This window comes from Streptomyces griseochromogenes, assembly GCF_001542625.1.
Taxonomy (GTDB): domain Bacteria; phylum Actinomycetota; class Actinomycetes; order Streptomycetales; family Streptomycetaceae; genus Streptomyces; species Streptomyces griseochromogenes.
This window is the reverse complement of the sequence record NZ_CP016279.1, coordinates 8739288-8757789: the sequence shown is the minus strand read 5'-3', so window position 1 is coordinate 8757789 and position 18502 is coordinate 8739288. Positions and strand designations below refer to the sequence as shown.

The following is an 18502-nucleotide window of genomic DNA, read 5'->3' as shown; positions in this document are numbered from 1 at the left end:
TACGACGAAGGGGGGCGCCCGGTGTCACACCGGGCGCCCCCCTTCGTCGTACGAGAAGGCTCAGCGGGCCTTCGGGCCGCCCTTCGGCATCCGCATGCCCTTCGGCATCGGACCCTTCGGCAGCGGCATGTTGCTCATCAGGTCGCCCATCGCGCGCAGCCGGTCGTTGGTGGTGGTCACCTGGGGGCCGGTGAGCACGCGCGGGAGCTTCAGCATGGTCGTGCGCAGTTTCTTCAGCTCGACCTGGCCGTCGCCGGTGCCGACGATCAGGTCGTGCACGGGCACGTCCGCCACGATGCGGTTCATCTTCTTCTTCTCGGCGGCCAGCAGGCTCTTCACCCGGTTCGGGTTGCCCTCGGCGACCAGCACGATGCCGGCCTTGCCGACGGCCCGGTGCACCACGTCCTGGCTGCGGTTCATCGCCACCGCGGGGGTCGTCGTCCAGCCCCGGCCGACGTTGTCCAGTACCGCCGCCGCGGCGCCCGGCTGGCCCTCCATCTGCCCGAAGGCGGCCCGCTCGGCCCGGCGGCCGAACACGATCGCCGTCGCGAGCAGGCCGAGGAGCAGGCCCAGGATGCCCAGATAGACCGGGTGGCCGATCAGGAAGCCGATCGCGAGGAACACACCGAGGGTGCCGATGCCGACGGCCCCGAGGACAAGACCGATCTTCTTGTCGGCCTTGCGGGTCATCTTGTACGTGAGGGCGATCTGCTTCAGCCGCCCTGCGTTCGCGGCGTCCGCCGCGGTTTCCTTCCTCGCCATGCCACGAAGTCTACGTGGCCCCGGGAGTGCCCACGACGGCAGTGCCCGGTGGGGCGGGGGGTCAGGGGCGGGTGGCGGCCTGCTCCAGGACGCGCTCCGCCTCGACCCGGTCCTTCGCGCGGCGGCGGTCCTCCAGCACGGAGGTCCAGGCGTTGCGGCGGGCGGTGCGCTGCCCGCCGCTCATCAGCAAAGACTCGACGGCGCGCAGCGCGTCGGTGAAGGACGGGATGGCGGTGGCGCGTACGGGCGCGGCCTGCATGGTCGAGGTCCCCCCTCGGTCCGGGTGTACGAGGTGTGATACCAGAGTCACTGATTGGTGTTACCAGGGCGTGTCCGACCGGTCAAACACCAATGAAGCCTTGATACAGAGCACCGAAACGCTGACGCGGCCCTGATGGTCGCCCTCATCAGCGAGGACGGTCAGGACCGCGTCGACTCGGCCATTACTGGCCGGTAATTACTTGTGCGTGAATTCACACACCCTGCTCAGACCGCCTGGGCGGCGATGTGCGAACCGCCCGGCTGCGGAGCGGCCGACTGACGCTGTTCGATCGCCATCCGGTACAGGCGCCCGGCGCGGTAGGAGGACCGCACGAGCGGGCCGGACATCACACCGGAGAAGCCGATCTGCTCGGCCTCCTCCTTCAGCTCCACGAACTCCTGCGGCTTGACCCAGCGCTCCACCGGGTGGTGGCGCACGGAGGGGCGCAGGTACTGGGTGATCGTGACCAGCTCGCAGCCGGCGTCGTGCAGCTGCTGGAGCGCCTCGCTGACCTCCTCGCGGGTCTCGCCCATGCCGAGGATCAGGTTGGACTTGGTGACCAGGCCGAAGTCGCGGGCCTCGGTGATGACCTTCAGGGAGCGCTCGTAGCGGAAGCCGGGCCGGATCCGCTTGAAGATCCGGGGCACGGTCTCGACGTTGTGCGCGAAGACCTCGGGGCGGGAGGAGAAGACCTCGGCGAGCTGCTCCGGAACCGCGTTGAAGTCGGGAGCCAGCAGCTCCACCTTCGTGCGGCCGCCCTCGCGGTCCGCCGTCTGCCGGTGGATCTGGCGCACGGTCTCGGCGTACAGCCAGGCGCCGCCGTCCTCCAGGTCGTCGCGGGCGACGCCGGTGATGGTGGCGTAGTTCAGGTCCATCGTGACCACGGACTCGCCGACGCGGCGCGGCTCGTCGCGGTCCAGGGCCTCGGGCTTGCCGGTGTCGATCTGGCAGAAGTCGCAGCGCCGGGTGCACTGGTCGCCGCCGATGAGGAAGGTCGCCTCGCGGTCCTCCCAGCACTCGTAGATGTTCGGGCAGCCGGCTTCCTGGCAGACCGTGTGCAGGCCCTCGCTCTTCACGAGGTTCTGCATCTTGGTGTACTCGGGACCCATTTTCGCCCGGGTCTTGATCCACTCGGGCTTGCGCTCGATGGGGGTCTGGCTGTTGCGGACCTCCAGGCGCAGCATCTTGCGTCCGTCGGGTGCGACTGCGGACACGTCGGCTCCCTGCTGATTGCTTTGAGTAATCTTCGATTCGTCGGCGTACACCAGCGTACGCCCGTGTTAACTGAGCCCTACCGGTGAGGCCAACCTCATGGCCGCAGGGCGCATTCCCTCGGTCAGGCAGATGCCTTCTCGATCACCCGCGGCTTGGGGTCCGCGTTCTCCAGTACGTCCCGCAGATGCCGCTCGGCCACCGGCAGGACCTCCTCGATCGTGATGTCCCTGCCGAGCTCGTTCGCGAGGGATGCCACCCCCGCGTCCCGGATCCCGCACGGGATGATCCGGTCGAACCAGCGGTTGTCCGGGTTCACGTTGAAGGAGAAGCCGTGCATCGTGACGCCCTTGGCGACCCGGATGCCGATCGCGGCGATCTTGCGGTCCTCGCGGCGCTGGCCGGCGTTGGAGGGCGCGTACTCCGGGCCGTTGAGGCGGGGGTCGAACTCCTCGTCGTTCAGCCGCGGGTCGAAGTCCAGGGAGAGTCCGCCGAGCGCGGGCCGCTGCTCGACCGGATCGCCGAGCACCCACACGCCGCTGCGGCCCTCGACCCGGGTGGTCTCCAGGCCGAACTCGGCGCAGGTGCGGATGATCGCCTCCTCGAGGCGCCGCACATGGGCGACGACGTCCACCGGGCGGGGCAGCTTCTGGATCGGGTAGCCCACCAGCTGGCCCGGGCCGTGCCAGGTGATCTTGCCGCCGCGGTCCACGTCGATGACCGGGGTGCCGTCCAGCGGGCGCTCGCTGTCCTCGGTGCGCCGGCCCGCGGTGTACACCGGGGGGTGTTCCAGGAGGATCACGGTGTCGGGGACCTCGTCGGCGAACCGGGCGGCGTGCACCTGGCGCTGCTCGTCCCAGGCCTCCTGGTAATCGACGGCATCCGCACCGAACCCCATGCGGACGAACCGCAACTCACTCACGGCAAGCGCCTCCCTCAGCGAACCGGTGTCAGGCCTGTAACGCGCCCACGCCACTGTACGTCCGACCGGCGTACGTCAGCCCTGCGGGCAATCCTCACACGATCGGATGAATGTGTGGCGAGCTGTGCGATCACCTGCTCACTCTCCGCTACATTCGCGCCGTCCAATAGGCCATATGGGCTGCTCACAGGCAATCCCGGCACTTCAGAAGCCCGGAAGGCAGGAGACCGCACCGCAGATGACGGATCGACCCGCGCAGCGCACCCCCAACCGCCAGCTCGCCGCGCTCATCGCAGAGGCGGGGTTCTCCAACGCGGGTCTGGCTCGTCGCGTCGACCAGCTCGGTCTGGAGCATGGGCTGGATCTCAGATACGACAAGACGTCGGTCACCCGGTGGCTGCGCGGCCAGCAGCCCCGCGGTACCACGCCCGCCCTGATCGCCGAGGTCTTCACGCGCCGGCTCGGGCGTCGCCTCACGGCCCAGGATCTCGGCCTGGACGCCTGTGCGCCGGTGTACGCCGGCCTGGAGTTCGCGGCCACCCCGGAGGAGGCCGTCGACATCGTCGGCGGGCTCTGGCGCAAGGACTCCGGCAGCCACGCCGAGCTGCGCAAGATCGCCTTCACTCCGGCGGGGCTGGTCGTGCCCAGCCGGGACTGGCTGATCGGCAAGCCCGACGACAGGGTCTCCCGCGAGCCGCTGGCCCGGGTGCCGGCGCAGCTGCGCCCCGGCGCGGCCAAGGACCGCCCGGATGCCGTACCGGCCCTGTCCCGGCCCCGCGGGCACGCCACCCGCGCCCCCGGCCACAAGGTGACCGGCGGCGACATCGCCGCGCTGCGCTCGGTCGGCGAGCTGTTCCGCACCCTCGACGACGCGTACGGCGGCGGCCACGCGCGCCAGGCCCTGGTGCGCTATCTGGAGCACGAGTGCGAGCCGATGCTGCGCGGCACCTATGACGAGCAGACCGGCCGCCGGCTGTTCGCGGCGGCCTCCGACCTCACCCGGCTCGCGGGCTGGACCTCGTACGACATCGCCGCGCACGGGCTCGCCCAGCGCTATTTCGTCCAGGCCCTGCGCCTCGCCCAGGCGGCCGGGGACCGGGCCTACGGCTCCTACGTGCTCGTCACCATGAGCCGCCAGGCCGTCTACCTCGGACACGGCAGGGAGGCGGTGCAGCTGGCGCGGGTGGCGCAGCAGGGAGTCGGCACCGGCGCGCCGCCGGTGGTGCAGGCGCTGCTGCACGCCTCCGAGGCCCGCGCGCACGGGGTGCTCGGGGAGGTGAGGGCGTGTACCGGGGCGCTGGTGCGGGCCGAGCGCGCCCTGGAGGCGGCCCGGCCCGGGGACGAGGTGCCGTACTGGGCCCGGTTCTTCGACGAGGCGCAGCTGGCCGACGAGTTCGGGCACTGCCACCGTGATCTGCAGCAGTTCCGGGCGGCCGCGCAGCACGCGGAGCGCTCCCTCCAGCTGCGCGCCCCCTCCTACGCCCGCAGCCGCCTCTTCTGCCGGGTCGTCCTCGCCACCGCCCGGCTCGGCCTCGGCGAACTCGACCAGGCCTGCACGCTGGCCGCGGAGGCGGCCGGCCAGGCGGCGGAGATGCGGAGCGCTCGCGCGATCGAGTACGTGCGGGACTTCGAACGCCGACTGGAGCCGTATCGGGACGCGGCGCCGGCGAGGGGGTATCGGGAGAAGGTGGCGGCATTGGGCTGACCCGCCTTGCTCCGCCGCGACGGCGGTGCCGAACCGGGCTTCGCCACCCGCCGTCGCGGGTTGCGGCTCTTCGCCCGGTGCTCGCCGTCGCGGCCGGTCGCGCGGTTCCCCGCGCCCCCTCAGGGGGTCACGCCGCCCTGGGCATGGTCGGTGCCGGATCCCCATGGTGCATCGACCCTGCCGCCCCCAGATCCGCCAGGATCGCCGACGCGGCCCGGTGGGCGGAGTGCAGCGCGCCCTGGACCGTACTGGTGTCGCGGTGGTCGCCGCAGACGTACAGGCCCGCCAGCAGGCGCACGGGGCGGCGCAGGTCGTGCGGCGGGCGCATCGCCGGTACCGCTTCCGGCGTGTGATGCACCGCCAGCGTCTCCCACCGGCGCGTCGACGTGCCGTAGAGCCGGGCGAGGTGGATACGGACGGCGGTGTCGATGCCCTCGGGCGGGGTGCCCAGGACCGTCGACGAGATCAGGACCCGGCCGGCCGGCGCCCGGCTCGGGTCCACGGCGCTGAGTACCGCAGTGTGCGCCACCGGGCCGCCCCGGTCGGCGTCCAGCAGCAGCGACGTGCCCGTCGCGAAGACCGCCGACGGATCGTCCGTGGTGTGGTGAAGGATCGTCACCGGATGGAAGCCCGGCACCCTGAGGCCCGGCAGCAGCTCGGCCGCGGCCCGCGCGTCGGTCGCCAGCAGCACCGCGCGGCAGCGGATCTCACCGTGCTCGGCCGTGGTCACCGAGGTCGTGGACACGGAGGTGACCCGCACCCCGGTGTGCACGATGCCGGCCGGCAGCGCGCGGGCCAGCTGCTCCGGCAGCGCCTCGGCGCCGCCCTCCGGTACGCACAGCCGCCCCCCGGCGAAGGAGTGCAGCGCCAGGTCGGCGCACCGGCTGGACGTGGTCAGCTCCGGGTCGCACAGCAGCGCGGCGAGCAGCGGACGCAGGAAGCCCTCGATCGTCCGGGCGGGCACCCCGCGCGCCGCGAGGGCCTGCGCGGCGGGCAGTTCGGGCCGGGACAGCAGTCGTTCTACGGGGGTGGCGGCGATCCGGCCCAGGGCGGTGCCGAGCCGGGCCTGGTCGACCGCGCCGCCCAACGGCGCACCGGCCCGGCCCGGCGAGGCCGCAGAACCCCGGGGGGCGCTTGCCAGGGCGCGCACCACATGGAGTGCGCCCCTTGCGCTCCCTCCGGCCGCCGGTGCGCCCGCCCGGTGCGTGCGTCCGTCGCGGTGCAGCAGGACGCCCGGCGCGAAGCGGCGCAGGGTGAGCGAGCCGAGCCCCGGGGTGCGGCGGAGCTCGGGGTAGGACGTGGACAGAAGCTGTCCGATGCGGTCGAGCCGGAAGCCGTCGACCTTCTCGGTCGACATACGGCCGCCCGGGTAAGGGGCGGCCTCCAGGACTGCGGTCGTTACTCCTGCGCTGGTGAGCCGATGGGCCGCCGAGAGTCCGGCGATTCCGGCTCCCACGATGACGACGTCCACCTGGTTCGCGGGCTCAAGCACGAGGCCCCTCCTGTGGTTGCGCGGCCGGTGGAGACGTCATGCCCCCAACAGGCCCCGGGGATACCCGAGTTCGGGTCGAGGTTAGGGCCGTGATCGGTCAAGGACAGTCGCGCATCGACAGGGCACGGTCGCACGCCGGTCGCATGCGGTCACAAGAGGTCGCAGGAGGTCTCAGAAGGATCCTGATGTGATGTCAGGCGGCGCGGATCGCGTCCTCGATGCCGGGGAACGCGAAGGTGAACCCCGACTCCAGCAACCGACTCGGCACCACCCGCAGGCTGCCCAGCACCTCCCCGGCCATCTCGCCGAGGACCGTCCGCAGCACCGGAGCCGGCACGGCGAACGGCGTCGGCCGGCGCAGCACCCGCCCCATCGCCTCGGTGACCTCACGGTTCGTCAGCGGCCGCGGCGCGGTCAGATTGAACGGCCCGGACAGCGTCCCGTGGTCGACGAGATGCCGGATCGCGGCGACCTCGTCGTGCAGCGCGATGTACGACCAGTACTGCCGCCCGTCGCCCATGCGCCCTCCCAGACCGGCCTTGAACAGCGGGAACAGCCGCCCCCAGGCCCCGCCGCCGCGCGCGACCACGAGCCCCGTGCGCACGAACACCGTCCGCACGCCCGCCTCCTGCACGGGCGCCGCAGCCTCCTCCCACTCCACGCACAGGGACGGCAGGAAACCGTCCCCGGGCGGTGTGTCCTCGTCCGCGGCCCGGTCACCGGTGTCGCCGTAGATGCCGATCGCGCTGCCGTTCACGAACACGCGCGGCGGGACGTCCAGCGAGGCCACCGCCTCGGCCAGCGCCGCCGTGCCCAGCACCCGGCTGTCCCGGATCAGCCGCTTGTACTCGGGCGTCCAGCGCCGGTCGCCGATCCCCGCCCCCGCGAGGTTGACCACCGCGTCGCAGCCGGCCAGCCCGCCCGCGTCCACCCGCTGCCGCTCCGGGTCCCAGCGGACCTCGCTCCCGTCCCGGGGCGCGCGGCGGACCAGGCGCACCACCTCGTGCCCGTCGGCGGCCAGGGACCGTACCAGGGCGCTGCCGATCAGACCGGACGCGCCGGCCACCGCGATTCGCGAACGTTCCATGCCCCCATCCTTCACCTTCGCGTCTAAGGTGGCCGTCATGCCGGAGCCGTACATACGCATCGCCCTGCCCGGGGACGACCGGGAGCTGGCCCTCCTCGACAGGGTCACCTGGTCGACGCTGCACGCGGTCGTCCCCGAGCCGAGGCCGCCCTACGCCCCCTTCTTCGGCGAGCGGCACACCCCCGAGGACACGCTGGTGGCCGAGCTCGACGGGTGCCTCGTCGGCTATGTCCTCCTCGGTTTCCCGACCCCGCTCGCCGCGAACGCGCACGTACGCCAGATCCAGGGACTCGCCGTCCGCGACGAGGCCCGGGGCAAGGGCGTCGGCCGTGCGCTGATCCGGGCCGCGATCGAGGAGGCGCGGGTGCGCGGCGCGCGCCGCATCACCCTGCGCGTGCTCGGGCACAACACCCCGGCCCGCCGGCTCTACGCGTCCGAGGGGTTCGTGGTCGAGGGCGTGCTGCCCGAGGAGTTCCTGCTCCAGGGGGAGTACGTCGACGACGTGATCATGGGCCGCTCCCTGTGAGCGCCGCGTGAGCGCTACGAGGTGATCAGCCGGCCCGTGTCCACCGGCGTCGTCGCCGTGGCCGCGCGCCCGGCGTCGCCGGACACCTCGTCCGCCGTCAGGACGTACCCCGTCTCGGCGTCCGAGGTGGAGCGGGCGAAGACCACGCCGAACACCCGGCCGCCGGTGGTCAGCAGCGGGCCGCCGGAGTTGCCCGGCCGGACCGTCGAGCGGATCGAGTAGATCTCCCGGGTGACCGTGCGGTCGTTGTAGATGTTCTGGCCGGTCGCCCGCACCCGGTTCGCCACCGTGGCCGCCTGCAGGTTCAGGCTGCCGTCCTGCGGATAGCCCGCGACCACGGCCGCGTCGCCGCGCACCGCGCTCCCGTCGAACCGCAGCACCGGGGCGCGCAGCCCGGGCACGTACAGCACCGCCACGTCCCGGTCCGGGTCGAAGAGCACCACCCGGGCCTCGTACGACCGCCCGACCCCGCCCACCCGCACGCTCGGGTGCTCTATGCCCGCCACCACGTGCGCGTTCGTCATCACATGCCGCGAGGAGTACACGAAGCCGCTGCCCTCCCGGCCCTCCGTGCCGGACGCGCCCTCGATCTTCACCGTGCTCCGTCTGGCCGCGTCCGTCGCCGAGGGCGTGACGCTGTCGCCGGTGGGCCGGGCCACCTGGGCCGTCGACTCGTTCTCGAACGGGTTGAAGACCTGCGGAAAGCCCGCCTCGGCCAGCGCGGACGTGGCCCGGGAGAACCACACGGGGGTCGTGTCCGGCATCGTCTGCTGCACCGCGCCCAGCAGTGCCGAGTTCCGTATGGCCGTCGACAGGGTCTGCGACGAGGACGCGGCCAGCACGCTCGCCGCGACCCAGGCCACGATCAGTACCGCGACCGAGTTGGCCGCCGCACCCCCTATGCCGTCCACCACCCGCAGCGGACCCCGCCCCTCCCGGTCCAGCTCCCGGCGCAGCCGCAGGGCCAGCCGGCCCGCCAGCTCGTGTCCCACCATTCCCGGCACCAGCACGGTCAGCACCGCCAGCACGGTCGCCTCGGCCGATCCCCGCGCCACCAGACCGGTCACCCACGGCAGCACCCACACACCGACGACCGCACCGCCCACGAACCCGGCCAGCGACACACAGCCGGTCACCAGCCCACGCCGGTATCCGGACGCCGCGTAGACGAGGATCACCAGCACAAGCACCAGGTCGAGCAGGTCCACGGAGCCGCCTTTCTCTCGGACCCCTTTTCATACGGGCGGGACGGGCCCGATGATCAGTCACGCGCGCGTGAAAGGCCACCGGACAGCGAACCGGCCACGTGTGCGTATACCCCCAGAAACGTCCTGGACCAGGACGATGGTTCCACCGGGTGGCACAGCACACATCGCGGGCCGCGAAGATCGGCCCGACAGTGGGTCCATGCGTGTCTTCCGACGAACACCGCGGGCACCGAGGCGGCGGGCCGCTCACGGGTCCGGCAGCCTGCTGGTGCTGCTCGGATGTCTGCCCGGTCTGACCGCCCCGCTCGCGCTGACCCTGTGTGCCGGCGGCGTCGAGCGCCCCACGACGCTCAAGCCGGCCGGCCCGGCGGCGGGCCGGCCCGCCGCCGCCCACCGCGCCGCCCGGCCACGCATCGTGCCCCGCTCCCTCTGGCTGGACCGCACCACCGCCGGGCACGGCCAGCCGCCCCCGCGCTACGACGACAAGGTGGTCGCCGTCTTCGTCCACCACACCGACTCGCCCAACACCTACGACTGCGCCGACGCACCCCGCATCATCCGGTCCCTGTACGCCGGCCAGACCGGCATCCGCAACTGGGACGACATCGGTTACAACTTCCTCGTCGACCGCTGCGGCACCATCTACGAGGGCCGCGCCGGAGGCGTCGACCGGCCCGTCACCGGCGCCCACGCCCAGGGCTTCAACCACCGCACCGCCGGTGTCGCCGCCCTCGGCACCTTCACCGACGGCGTTCCGGTCCCGCGCGCCATGACCGACGCGATCGCCGCCCTCGCCGCCTGGAAACTCGGCCTCGCCGACATCGACCCGCGCACCCGCACCCGTCTGGTCTCCAGCAACGGCCAGAGCCGCTACAAGGCCGGGGCCACCGCCTCGCTGCCCGTCGTGGCCGGCCACAACGACGGTTTCCGGACCAGCTGCCCCGGCGCCGCCCTGGCCGCCCGGCTCCCGGAGATCAGGCGGACCGCGGCCCGGCTGCAGGGCCGTACGACGACGCGCCACGCGCGCACAGGAGTGTCACAGCCGGCTCACCGGGCCCGCTGAGCCCGCCGCCCTACCGTCGAGGCACGCGCTCACCCAGGGGCGCACCGACTGGAGGTGGGGCAACGATGGGCGGTCGTACCCGGCGGCAGGACGCACGGGCGCGGGGGAATGCGGGGGCGGGCTCCCCGTGGGCCCGGATGGTGCGCGGACCCTGGACCGTGGTCCGTGCCGCCGCGGCCGTCGTGGTCGGTCCGGCCACGGCCACCGCCTCGGCCCTCGACCGGGCCAACGCCGCGCCGCCGCTGCACGCGCCGGCCCGGGAGGGCGTCAAGTCCCTTGTGTGACAAGGAAATCGGGCTTGATTGCAACTTGGCGCACGGCTTCGGACAGCCTAGCCTTTTCAGGGCAAAAGTGAGGCAGGAGTGAGTGACCGGCGGTCGGGTCGAGCCGCGCACTGGCCACTCCCGCCGTCATCCTGCGGGGCTCCGCGCGTGTGCGGTACGGTGCGTGCGGATCGGCGCAAGCGGGAAATACGGGGGTTTCCAGGCACGTAGCGGCCTCCAACCGTCCGGTCGCCGACCGTGGGGTGAGGGGGAGTCAGGGGTGGGTGACGGTGACCTGCTCGCGCTCGGCTGGCGCAAAAGCAGTGCGTGCGATCCGTACGAGTGCGTGGAAGTCGCCCTGACGGACGGGGGAGTTCGGGTGCGTGCGTCGCATCGTCCGGACGGGCATCTCATCGCCTTCGAGGCTCCGGCCTGGGAGGAGTTCCTGCGCGCGTTATGCGGTAGAACCCTGGAAGGGCCGGCGTGAGGGGCGTTTCCCGGCCATGGGACCGGGGTGAGGACAGGGACGGGGGGTGGCTGTGCTTCGATTGGGCCCAGCAGTGACAAGACATCCGCATCACCACCAGAGTCCAATTCAGTCGCCTGGGGGCGAGATGGGGGATTCCGCCAAGACGTCGCTTCCCGTCGGGAACGCGGACCGGCCGCGGGGCAGAGCGCTCTTGCCCCTGGTCGTCCTGCTCGTCATCGGCTTCGTGGTCTCGGGGGGCACGGCGACGCTGGTGGGCGTTCTGCTCTCGCTGGCGGTGGCACCGGAACTGCGGCCGTGGGTCTGGGGGGTCTCGGGCGCGGTGACGGCGGCCCTCGCGGGGGTGCTGCTCGACCGGGGGGCTACGGCTGCCGCTCGCCGGCTTCCTCAGCGGTTCCGGGCGGAGGAATAGCGGGGCGCTGCCCACGGCTCTTGCGCCACCTGCGTATTCGCAGGCCGCCGAAGACGAGCGCGGTGCCGCTGCCCAGTCCGGTGACGCTCCATTTCAGGCTGCCCAGGGACGGGGCGGATCCCGGCGCGATCTTCTGGAACAGGACGTGGATGACGAGGGAGACGACCCATACGGCGGCGTAGCCCACCACGCCTATGACGGCGAGGCGGGTGAGGACCTTGAGGAACCTCTTCAGGGCGAGGTCGGAGCCGAAGACCGAGTGCATGAAGTAGAGCACCAGGTCGTTGACGGTGGGCGGCCGTTCCGGCAGCACGTCCCGGGGCGAGGCGATGTCGTTGCCGCCCCGGGGCCCGCCGCCCGGCTCGGGCAGCGGAGGGTCCGGGTCCTGTGTGTCGCCCGGTATCTCCTCGCCGGCCCGCTCCGTCGGCTCGCCCGCGGGCCCGGGCACAGGTGCGCCGGGGCCGGCGCCGTCGCCCGCCCGCCACTGCCGTATCCAGGTGAAGACACCCGCCACGGGCCCTCTCCGATCTCTGCCCGACTGTCTCCAGTGCGGTGGAAGTGCTAGGACGGGTACTGGGCCAGTACCTCGTCGATGAAGCCGATCGCCGCGTCGCCGGACACGGCCTCGTGGCGCGACTCCTCGAACCTCGCCAGGTACTCGTCGACGGCGTCCTGGTCGTCGCGGGTCGTCAGCGCGCCGCTCGGGCCCTCCACGAAGAGCACGTCGTCGCCGCCCCGGAACGTCAGCGCGATCGAGCCGTTGCGCAGTACCGGGTGCGCGCCCAGGGTGAAGGGCACGACACTCAGCTCCACGTGCGGGACGCGGGCCGCGGACTTCAGCCGCTCCAGCTGCTCGCGCATGGTCTGCGGCCCGCCGATCAAGCGGCGCAGCGCCGCCTCGTCCACCAGGAACCTGAGCCGCGGCTCGGCCGACTCCTGGAGCAGCCGCCGCTGCCGCTCGGCCCGCAGCCGGACGATCGCGTCGGTCCGGTCGGCCGGGCGCCGGCCGTCCGCCAGCAGGGCGCGGGCGTAGCCCTCGGTCTGCAGCAGGCCGGGAACGAGCGTCGGGTCGTAGGAGGACAGTTCGCAGGCCGCGCCCTCCAGGCCGAGGTAGGTGGCGAACTGCGGGCTCACCACCTCCCGGAACGCGCTCCACCAGGGCGGCCGCCGGCTGTCCCGGGTGGCCTGCTCCAGGTCGCGGCGGATCGCGTCGTCCGTCACGCCGTAGAGATCGAGGAGGGCGCGCAGGTCGGTCACGGACACCCCTACGGAGCCGCCCTCGATGCGGATGACCTTGGACGGTGACCAGGACAGGCGCTCGGCCACCTCGGGCTGGCTGATGTGCGCGTCATTGCGGTAGTTGCGCAGGGCCAGACGCACCCTGCGCCGTTCCAGAGCCGGATCTTTCGATGTCATCTCCTCGCGGTCCCGATTCTTGTCGAGGATGACTTCGAGCCGCCACCGGCAGGTTGCCACCTGGCAGACTGCCGGTGGCAACCTGCTCGGGGCGTCCTGCTACCTGGCTGCCCTGCGGAATGTGGCTCAGCCTACCCCCGGCGCACGGAAAACGTGGAACACGCCCCTGGCGCACGGTTTCTGACGGTGTGTCCTGTGGGGCGGGAGATACCGCGGAAGTGGTTGAATCCGCAGCTCAGACCGGTAAGAGGGTCGTTCGGCGGGCCTGATGGAACGTTTTCGGTCGAGTTTGGTGGCGGAATCAGCCCTTGAAACGCTCCCAAAGTTTGGGATAGAGCCCGGCGAGGACCGCCTCGTTCTCGAAGTCGACCGGCGTTCCCTCCGGTTCGGCGGGCGCCGGCGCGATACCCAGGTCCGGGGCGACGGTACCGGTGAGCTGCTCGTACGCCTCGTCCGCCGCGTAGCCCAGCTCCTCGCCGTCGCCGTCGATCTCCTCGTCGAAGTCGCCCAGCAGTCCGGCCAGCGAGTCCGGGGTGTGCACGGCGCCCTCGAAGACCTCCCGCCCCTGGCCGATCAGCCAGCACCGGAAGAAGTCGAACGCGTCGTCGCTGGCCCCGTCCAGCAGCACCCAGGCGGCGCCCCACAGGTCCCAGCGGTAGGCCCGGTTGTAGCGGGCCTCGAAGTGGCGGGCGAAGTCCAGGACCATGTCCGGGTCCAGCTGGAGCAGCCGGTCCACGAGCAGGTCGGCCTGCTCCTCGGGGTCGCCCTCGGCGGCCTCGCGGGTGGTGTCGATCAGCTCCCAGAACTCCGTCTCGTCCATCACGGCACCAGCATCGTGCCTCGGCCGGTGGGACGCACGCGGAGTGCGGCGGATCGTTATCAGGCGTCCGCATGCCCGTACAGCGCGGCGAGCGCGGCCGCGTCCCGCGCGAACCGCTCCCGCAGGCTCGCCGGCGCCAGCACCTGGGCCTCGGGCCCGAGCGCCGACAGCTGGGAGTGCGCCACCTCCTCCGACTCCACCGGCGCGGTCACCGTCACCCACCCCTCGGCGTCCGGCTCGCCCGCGCCCGCCAGCGCCTCCCGCACGGAGAGCGGTTCGAGGGCGTACGGCAGCCTGCGCACGCCCTCGGGGGAGAGCCGTACGACGACCTCGGCGCGCAGGATCGACCGGGCGAACCGCTCGGCCTGCTCGGCCCAGCAGCCGGGCAGGTCGAAGTCCGGGTCCCGGGGGAATCGCCCGGCGAGGGCGTCGACGGCGGTGAACCGGTCGATGCGGTAGGTCCGGACGGAGCCGTCGTCGGCCACCCGCGCGCACAGGTACCAGACGCCGGCCTTCAGCACGAGCCCGTACGGCTCCAGCGTCCGCTCCACCTCACCGTCGCGCCGCCGGTACCGGGCGCTGACGCACCGGTCGTCCCACACCGCCTCGGCGATCACGGGCAGCAGCGCGGGCGTCCGCGGCTCCCGGAACCAGGCGGGCGCGTCCAGATGGAACCGCTGGGCGGCGCTCTCCGGGGCGTCCCGCACGGAGGGCAGCAGCGCGGCGGAGACCTTCAGCCGGGCGGCGGAGGCGGCGTCCTCGAGCCCCATCTCCCTGAGCGCCCCCGGCACCCCGCTCAGGAACAGGGCCTCCGCCTCGCCGCGTGCCAGCCCCGTCAGCCGCGTCCGGTATCCGCCCACCAGCCGGTACCCGCCGGCCCGTCCCCGGTCCGCGTACACCGGCACCCCCGCCTCCGACAGCGCCTGCGCGTCCCGCGTCACGGTCCGCTCCGACACCTCCAGCTCCCGGGCCAGCTCGGCGGCGGTCATGGAGACCCGTGACTGGAGGAGAAGCACCATCTTGATGAGGCGGGCGGCACGCATGACCTCATGATGCCGGGGGCCACCGACAGCGAAGGCGGCGAAGCCGAGGAGAGAACGAGAAGGGGTACGGCAGCAGCCGTACCCCTTCACAGCACCTCGTCGGTGACTACAGCCCGTACTTCTCCCGGGCTTCCTTCACCGCTGTCGCCTTGACCTCGCCGCGCTTGGCGAGCTGGGCCAGGGCCGCGACGACGATCGACTCGGCGTCGACGCCGAAGTGGCGGCGGGCGGCCTCACGCGTGTCCGACAGACCGAAGCCGTCGGCGCCCAGCGAGGACCAGTCCTGCTCGACCCACTGCGCGATCTGGTCCGGGACCTGGCGCATGTAGTCGGAGACCGCGAGGACCGGGCCGTCGGCGCCCTGCAGCGCCTGACGGACGTACGGCACGCGCTCCTCGCCGCGCAGCAGGGCCGCGTCGGCCTCCATCGCGTCGCGGCGCAGCTCCGACCAGGAGGTCGCGGACCACACGTCGGCGGCCACGCCCCACTCCTCGGCGAGCAGCTGCTGCGCCCGCAGGGCCCAGTGGATCGCCGTACCCGAGCCGAGCAGCTGGATGCGCGGCGCGTTGGCCGGGGCGGTCACGCCCGCGGACTCCGCCGTGTTGAAGCGGTACAGGCCCTTGACGATGCCCTCGTCGATGCCGAGCCCGGCCGGCTTGGCCGGCTGCGGCAGCGGCTCGTTGTAGACCGTCAGGTAGTAGAAGACGTTCTGGTCCTCGCCCGGCTTGGCCTCGCCGTACATCCGGCGCAGACCTTCACGTACGACGACCGCGACCTCGTAGGCGAAGGCGGGGTCGTACGTCAGCGCCGCCGGGTTGGTGGCCGCGATCACCGGGGAGTGGCCGTCGGCGTGCTGCAGGCCCTCGCCCGTCAGGGTCGTACGGCCCGCCGTCGCGCCGACCAGGAAGCCGCGGCCGAGCTGGTCGCCGAGCTGCCACATCTGGTCGGCCGTGCGCTGCCAGCCGAACATCGAGTAGAAGATGTAGAACGGGATCATCGCCTCGCCGTGTGTGGCGTACGCGGTGGACGCGGCGATGAAGTCGGCCATCGAGCCGGCCTCGGTGATCCCCTCGTTGAGGATCTGGCCGTTCTTGGCCTCCTTGTAGTACATCAGCTGGTCGCGGTCGACCGGCTCGTACGTCTGGCCCTTGGGGGAGTAGATCCCGAGCGACGGGAACAGCGACTCCATGCCGAAGGTGCGCGCCTCGTCGGGGACGATCGGCACCCAGCGCTTGCCCGTCTCCTTGTCGCGGACCAGGTCCTTGACCAGGCGGACGAAGGCCATGGTGGTGGCCACGTTCTGGGAGCCGGAGCCCTTGTCGAAGGAGGCGAAGGCCTTCTCCGCGGGGGCGGGCAGCGGGGCGAGCGGGTGGACGCGGCGGGCCGGGGCGGGGCCGCCGAGGGCCGCGCGGCGCTCCTGGAGGTAGCGGACCTCGGCGGAGTCGGCGCCCGGGTGGCCGTAGGGAACCTGGCCGTCGGTGAAGTCGCTGTCCTTGATCGGCAGGTCCAGCAGGTCCCGCATCGTCTTGAACTCGTCCACCGTCAGCTTCTTCATCTGGTGGTTGGCGTTCTTCGACGCGAAGCCCTCGCCGAGGGTGTGGCCCTTGACCGTCTGGGCCAGGATCACGGTCGGCGCGCCCTTGTGCTCGACCGCGGCCTTGTACGCGGCGTAGACCTTGCGGGCCTCGTGGCCGCCGCGGGAGAGGTGGAAGATCTCGAGGATCTTGTCGTCGCTCAGCAGCCGCGCCATCTCGGCGAGCGCCGGGTCCTTGCCGAAGAAGTCGGCGCGGATGTAGGCGGCGTCGCGGGTCTGGTACGTCTGGATCTGCGCGTCCGGTACCTCGCGCAGGCGGCGTACGAGCGCGCCGGTGGTGTCGAGCTGGAACAGCTCGTCCCAGGCCGAGCCCCACAGCGTCTTGACGACGTTCCAGCCGGCGCCGCGGAACTGGGCCTCCAGCTCCTGCACGATCTTGAAGTTGGCGCGGACCGGGCCGTCCAGGCGCTGCAGGTTGCAGTTGATGACGAAGGTGAGGTTGTCCAGCTCCTCACGGGCGGCGAGCGCGAGGGCCGCCGTCGACTCCGGCTCGTCCATCTCGCCGTCGCCGAGGAACGCCCACACGTGCGAGGCGGAGACGTCCTTGATGCCGCGGTTGGTCAGGTAGCGGTTGAAGCGCGCCTGGTAGATCGCGGAGAGCGGGCCGAGGCCCATCGACACCGTCGGGAACTCCCACAGCCAGGGCAGGCGGCGCGGGTGCGGGTAGGAGGGCAGGCCGTTGCCGCCGGACTCCTGGCGGAAGTTGTCGAGGTGGCCCTCGTTCAGCCGGCCGTCCAGGAAGGCGCGGGCGTAGATGCCGGGGGAGGCGTGGCCCTGGATGTACAGCTGGTCGCCGGAGCCGGCGGCCTCCTGGGACTCCTTGCCCTTGAAGAAGTGGTTGAAGCCGGTCTCGTAGAGCCAGGCCGCGGAGGCGAAGGTGGCGATGTGGCCGCCGACGCCGTACTTCGAGCCGCGGGTCACCATGGCGGCCGCGTTCCAGCGGTTCCAGGCCGTGATCCGGGCCTCCATCGCCTCGTCACCGGGGACGTCCGGCTCGGCGGCGGTGGGGATGGTGTTGACGTAGTCGGTCTCGAGGAGCTTCGGCAGCGCGATGCCGCCCGCCTCGGCGCGCTCCAGCGTGCGTCGCATCAGGTACGCGGCGCGGTGCGGCCCGGCCTCCCTGGCGACGGCGTCCAGGGAGGCCCGCCACTCGGCGGTCTCCTCGGGATCGCGGTCGGGGAGCTGGTCGAGCGCGCTCGGCTGGATGGCGTTGGGGTCGGTCATGTCGCCGCCTTCCTCAGTCGAAGGGGGTTCCCTCATCGGTAAGGGTTCGGGGGTGCCCTTGGTCTTTGGCAGGACAGGGCAGCGGACTTCGGTGGAAGTCCGTCGGCGACTGTAACTCCCTGATCGATGATCGATCAAAGGGTTGAGGGTGAAAACCTCTTGATTCCGAGAAAATAGGCACCGGGTGCCTTTGAAGTGGGCACCGGGTGCCGTGTCACGGCAGTGTTTTCGCAGGTGAGCGCGGGGATGCTCGGCTGCTTCAGGCGCGCGGAGCGCAGCCCAGCACGTGGGCCTTCACCAGCTCCGCGATCCGCGGATCCCGCCGCTTGAAGGCCTGCACCAGCTCCTCGTGCTCCTCGGCGTACGACTGCTGCACCGTGCCCAGCCAGCGGATCGACAGCGCCGTGAAGACCTCGATGCCCAGGCCCTCCCAGGTGTGCAGCAGCACCGAGTTGTCCGCCGCGCGGACCAGCTCGCGGTGGAAGCCGACCGTGTGGCGCACCTGGGCCGTGCCGTCGGCCTCGCGGTCGGCCTCGTACAGGGCCAGCACGTGCGGCTCCAGGGCCGAGCAGTCCTCCGCGAGGCGGTCGGCCGCCAGCTCCGCCGCGATGGCCTCCAGGCCGGCCCGGACGGGGTAGCTCTCCTCCAGGTCGGCCGCGGTCAGGTTCCGCACCCGGACGCCCTTGTTCGGCGCGGACTCGATCAGGCGCAGCGACTCCAGCTCGCGCAGGGCCTCGCGGACCGGGGTCTGGCTGACCTCCAGCTCGGTGGCGATCCGCCGTTCGACGATCCGCTCGCCCGGCTGCCAGCGCCCGCTGACGATCCCCTCCACGATGTGCTCGCGGATCTGCTCGCGCAGCGAGTGGACGACGGGCGCGGTCATGGGGGGCTCCTTGGCAGTGCGGACCCGGCGGGTCGGCGGGACCCTTAGACAATACGGCCGTGGGCCCCGGACGGGCGGGGCACGGTAGCTCTCGCCACAGGTGATACCTGTTACAGAGAGG

The 18502-nt window shown here is 72.1% G+C and carries 19 protein-coding genes; 6 read left to right on the top strand and 13 right to left on the bottom strand.

Features of this window, described 5'->3' with window-relative positions; all coding sequences use genetic code 11:
- Positions 1–60 precede the first annotated feature (60 nt).
- The 4 genes from AVL59_RS38005 to lipB form a co-directional block, all read right to left on the bottom strand.
- On the bottom strand, positions 61–762 hold the full coding sequence (locus AVL59_RS38005; RefSeq protein ID WP_067313720.1) for a DUF4191 domain-containing protein: 702 nt from the start codon (positions 760–762) through the stop codon (positions 61–63).
- 61 nt (positions 763–823) lie between these two features.
- Positions 824–1021, bottom strand: a complete 198-nt coding sequence (locus tag AVL59_RS38000) for an SCO2195 family GlnR-regulated protein (protein ID WP_067313718.1) — start codon at positions 1019–1021, stop codon at positions 824–826.
- A gap of 227 nt (positions 1022–1248) precedes the next feature.
- Positions 1249–2238 carry a lipoyl synthase gene (gene lipA / locus AVL59_RS37995; protein ID WP_067313717.1) on the bottom strand — a complete coding sequence of 330 codons (990 nt, stop codon included), beginning with the start codon at positions 2236–2238 and terminating at the stop codon, positions 1249–1251.
- Positions 2239–2360: 122 nt separating this feature from the next.
- On the bottom strand, positions 2361–3158 hold the full coding sequence (gene lipB, locus AVL59_RS37990) for a lipoyl(octanoyl) transferase LipB (protein ID WP_067313715.1): 798 nt from the start codon (positions 3156–3158) through the stop codon (positions 2361–2363).
- 238 nt (positions 3159–3396) lie between these two features.
- On the opposite strand from lipB, the gene AVL59_RS37985 reads away from it, so the two are divergent.
- Positions 3397–4863: a regulator gene (locus AVL59_RS37985; RefSeq protein ID WP_067313713.1), complete on the top strand. Its 1467-nt coding sequence runs from the start codon at positions 3397–3399 to the stop codon at positions 4861–4863.
- A gap of 127 nt (positions 4864–4990) precedes the next feature.
- Here the strand turns inward: AVL59_RS37985 and AVL59_RS37980 are convergent, their stop codons facing one another.
- Complete coding sequence (locus AVL59_RS37980) at positions 4991–6355, bottom strand: NAD(P)/FAD-dependent oxidoreductase (RefSeq protein WP_067313711.1); 1365 nt, start codon at positions 6353–6355, stop codon at positions 4991–4993.
- A gap of 193 nt (positions 6356–6548) precedes the next feature.
- The gene (locus AVL59_RS37975; RefSeq protein ID WP_067313709.1) at positions 6549–7442 is read right to left on the bottom strand and encodes a TIGR01777 family oxidoreductase; all 894 of its coding nucleotides are present in this window, start codon (positions 7440–7442) and stop codon (positions 6549–6551) included.
- A gap of 37 nt (positions 7443–7479) precedes the next feature.
- Here AVL59_RS37975 and AVL59_RS37970 point away from each other — a divergent pair, with 37 nt between their 5' ends.
- Positions 7480–7968 carry a GNAT family N-acetyltransferase gene (locus AVL59_RS37970; protein ID WP_067313707.1) on the top strand — a complete coding sequence of 163 codons (489 nt, stop codon included), beginning with the start codon at positions 7480–7482 and terminating at the stop codon, positions 7966–7968.
- A 14-nt stretch (positions 7969–7982) separates the two neighbouring features.
- On the opposite strand, the gene AVL59_RS37965 is transcribed toward AVL59_RS37970, so the two are convergent.
- Complete coding sequence (locus AVL59_RS37965) at positions 7983–9176, bottom strand: MarP family serine protease (protein WP_067313705.1); 1194 nt, start codon at positions 9174–9176, stop codon at positions 7983–7985.
- 199 nt (positions 9177–9375) lie between these two features.
- On the opposite strand from AVL59_RS37965, the gene AVL59_RS37960 reads away from it, so the two are divergent.
- The 4 genes from AVL59_RS37960 to AVL59_RS52810 all read left to right on the top strand — a co-directional run bounded on the left by AVL59_RS37960 (position 9376) and on the right by AVL59_RS52810 (position 11401).
- Entirely contained in the window at positions 9376–10239 is an 864-nt protein-coding gene (locus AVL59_RS37960) for a peptidoglycan recognition protein family protein (protein WP_079147193.1), read from the top strand.
- A gap of 65 nt (positions 10240–10304) precedes the next feature.
- Positions 10305–10523 carry a hypothetical protein gene (locus tag AVL59_RS52815; RefSeq protein WP_159400187.1) on the top strand — a complete coding sequence of 73 codons (219 nt, stop codon included), beginning with the start codon at positions 10305–10307 and terminating at the stop codon, positions 10521–10523.
- Between the two features lie 259 nt (positions 10524–10782).
- Positions 10783–10989: a DUF397 domain-containing protein gene (locus AVL59_RS51030; protein ID WP_208870512.1), complete on the top strand. Its 207-nt coding sequence runs from the start codon at positions 10783–10785 to the stop codon at positions 10987–10989.
- Between the two features lie 127 nt (positions 10990–11116).
- Positions 11117–11401 carry a hypothetical protein gene (locus tag AVL59_RS52810; protein WP_159400186.1) on the top strand — a complete coding sequence of 95 codons (285 nt, stop codon included), beginning with the start codon at positions 11117–11119 and terminating at the stop codon, positions 11399–11401.
- Here the strand turns inward: AVL59_RS52810 and AVL59_RS37955 are convergent.
- The 6 genes from AVL59_RS37955 to AVL59_RS37930 form a co-directional block, all read right to left on the bottom strand.
- A complete protein-coding gene (locus AVL59_RS37955) occupies positions 11352–11915 on the bottom strand; it encodes a hypothetical protein (protein ID WP_067313703.1) in 564 nt (187 codons plus the stop codon). The genes AVL59_RS52810 and AVL59_RS37955 overlap by 50 nt on opposite strands.
- Before the next feature lie 47 nt (positions 11916–11962).
- Complete coding sequence (locus AVL59_RS37950) at positions 11963–12817, bottom strand: helix-turn-helix domain-containing protein (protein ID WP_067318219.1); 855 nt, start codon at positions 12815–12817, stop codon at positions 11963–11965.
- 301 nt (positions 12818–13118) lie between these two features.
- Positions 13119–13637: a DUF4240 domain-containing protein gene (locus AVL59_RS37945; protein ID WP_067313701.1), complete on the bottom strand. Its 519-nt coding sequence runs from the start codon at positions 13635–13637 to the stop codon at positions 13119–13121.
- Positions 13638–13696: 59 nt separating this feature from the next.
- A complete protein-coding gene (locus tag AVL59_RS37940; RefSeq protein ID WP_067313700.1) occupies positions 13697–14680 on the bottom strand; it encodes a helix-turn-helix transcriptional regulator in 984 nt (327 codons plus the stop codon).
- A 106-nt stretch (positions 14681–14786) separates the two neighbouring features.
- A complete protein-coding gene (aceE, locus tag AVL59_RS37935) occupies positions 14787–17498 on the bottom strand; it encodes a pyruvate dehydrogenase (acetyl-transferring), homodimeric type (RefSeq protein ID WP_067313698.1) in 2712 nt (903 codons plus the stop codon).
- 259 nt (positions 17499–17757) lie between these two features.
- A complete protein-coding gene (locus tag AVL59_RS37930) occupies positions 17758–18381 on the bottom strand; it encodes a GntR family transcriptional regulator (protein WP_067313697.1) in 624 nt (207 codons plus the stop codon).
- Positions 18382–18502 lie beyond the last annotated feature (121 nt).

Excerpts from the sequence above, each read along its gene's own strand:
- AVL59_RS38005 (WP_067313720.1), bottom strand. The coding sequence starts at position 762 with ATGGCGAGGAAGGAAACCGCGGCGGACGCCGCGAACGCAGGGCGGCTG.
- AVL59_RS38000 (WP_067313718.1), bottom strand. The coding sequence starts at position 1,021 with ATGCAGGCCGCGCCCGTACGCGCCACCGCCATCCCGTCCTTCACCGAC.
- AVL59_RS37985 (WP_067313713.1), top strand. The coding sequence starts at position 3,397 with ATGACGGATCGACCCGCGCAGCGCACCCCCAACCGCCAGCTCGCCGCG.
- AVL59_RS37975 (WP_067313709.1), bottom strand. The coding sequence starts at position 7,442 with ATGGAACGTTCGCGAATCGCGGTGGCCGGCGCGTCCGGTCTGATCGGC.
- AVL59_RS37970 (WP_067313707.1), top strand. The coding sequence starts at position 7,480 with ATGCCGGAGCCGTACATACGCATCGCCCTGCCCGGGGACGACCGGGAG.
- AVL59_RS37960 (WP_079147193.1), top strand. The coding sequence starts at position 9,376 with ATGCGTGTCTTCCGACGAACACCGCGGGCACCGAGGCGGCGGGCCGCT.
- AVL59_RS52815 (WP_159400187.1), top strand. The coding sequence starts at position 10,305 with ATGGGCGGTCGTACCCGGCGGCAGGACGCACGGGCGCGGGGGAATGCG.
- AVL59_RS52810 (WP_159400186.1), top strand. The coding sequence starts at position 11,117 with ATGGGGGATTCCGCCAAGACGTCGCTTCCCGTCGGGAACGCGGACCGG.
- AVL59_RS37950 (WP_067318219.1), bottom strand. The coding sequence starts at position 12,817 with ATGACATCGAAAGATCCGGCTCTGGAACGGCGCAGGGTGCGTCTGGCC.
- AVL59_RS37945 (WP_067313701.1), bottom strand. The coding sequence starts at position 13,637 with ATGGACGAGACGGAGTTCTGGGAGCTGATCGACACCACCCGCGAGGCC.
- AVL59_RS37940 (WP_067313700.1), bottom strand. The coding sequence starts at position 14,680 with ATGCGTGCCGCCCGCCTCATCAAGATGGTGCTTCTCCTCCAGTCACGG.
- aceE (WP_067313698.1), bottom strand. The coding sequence starts at position 17,498 with ATGACCGACCCCAACGCCATCCAGCCGAGCGCGCTCGACCAGCTCCCC.
- AVL59_RS37930 (WP_067313697.1), bottom strand. The coding sequence starts at position 18,381 with ATGACCGCGCCCGTCGTCCACTCGCTGCGCGAGCAGATCCGCGAGCAC.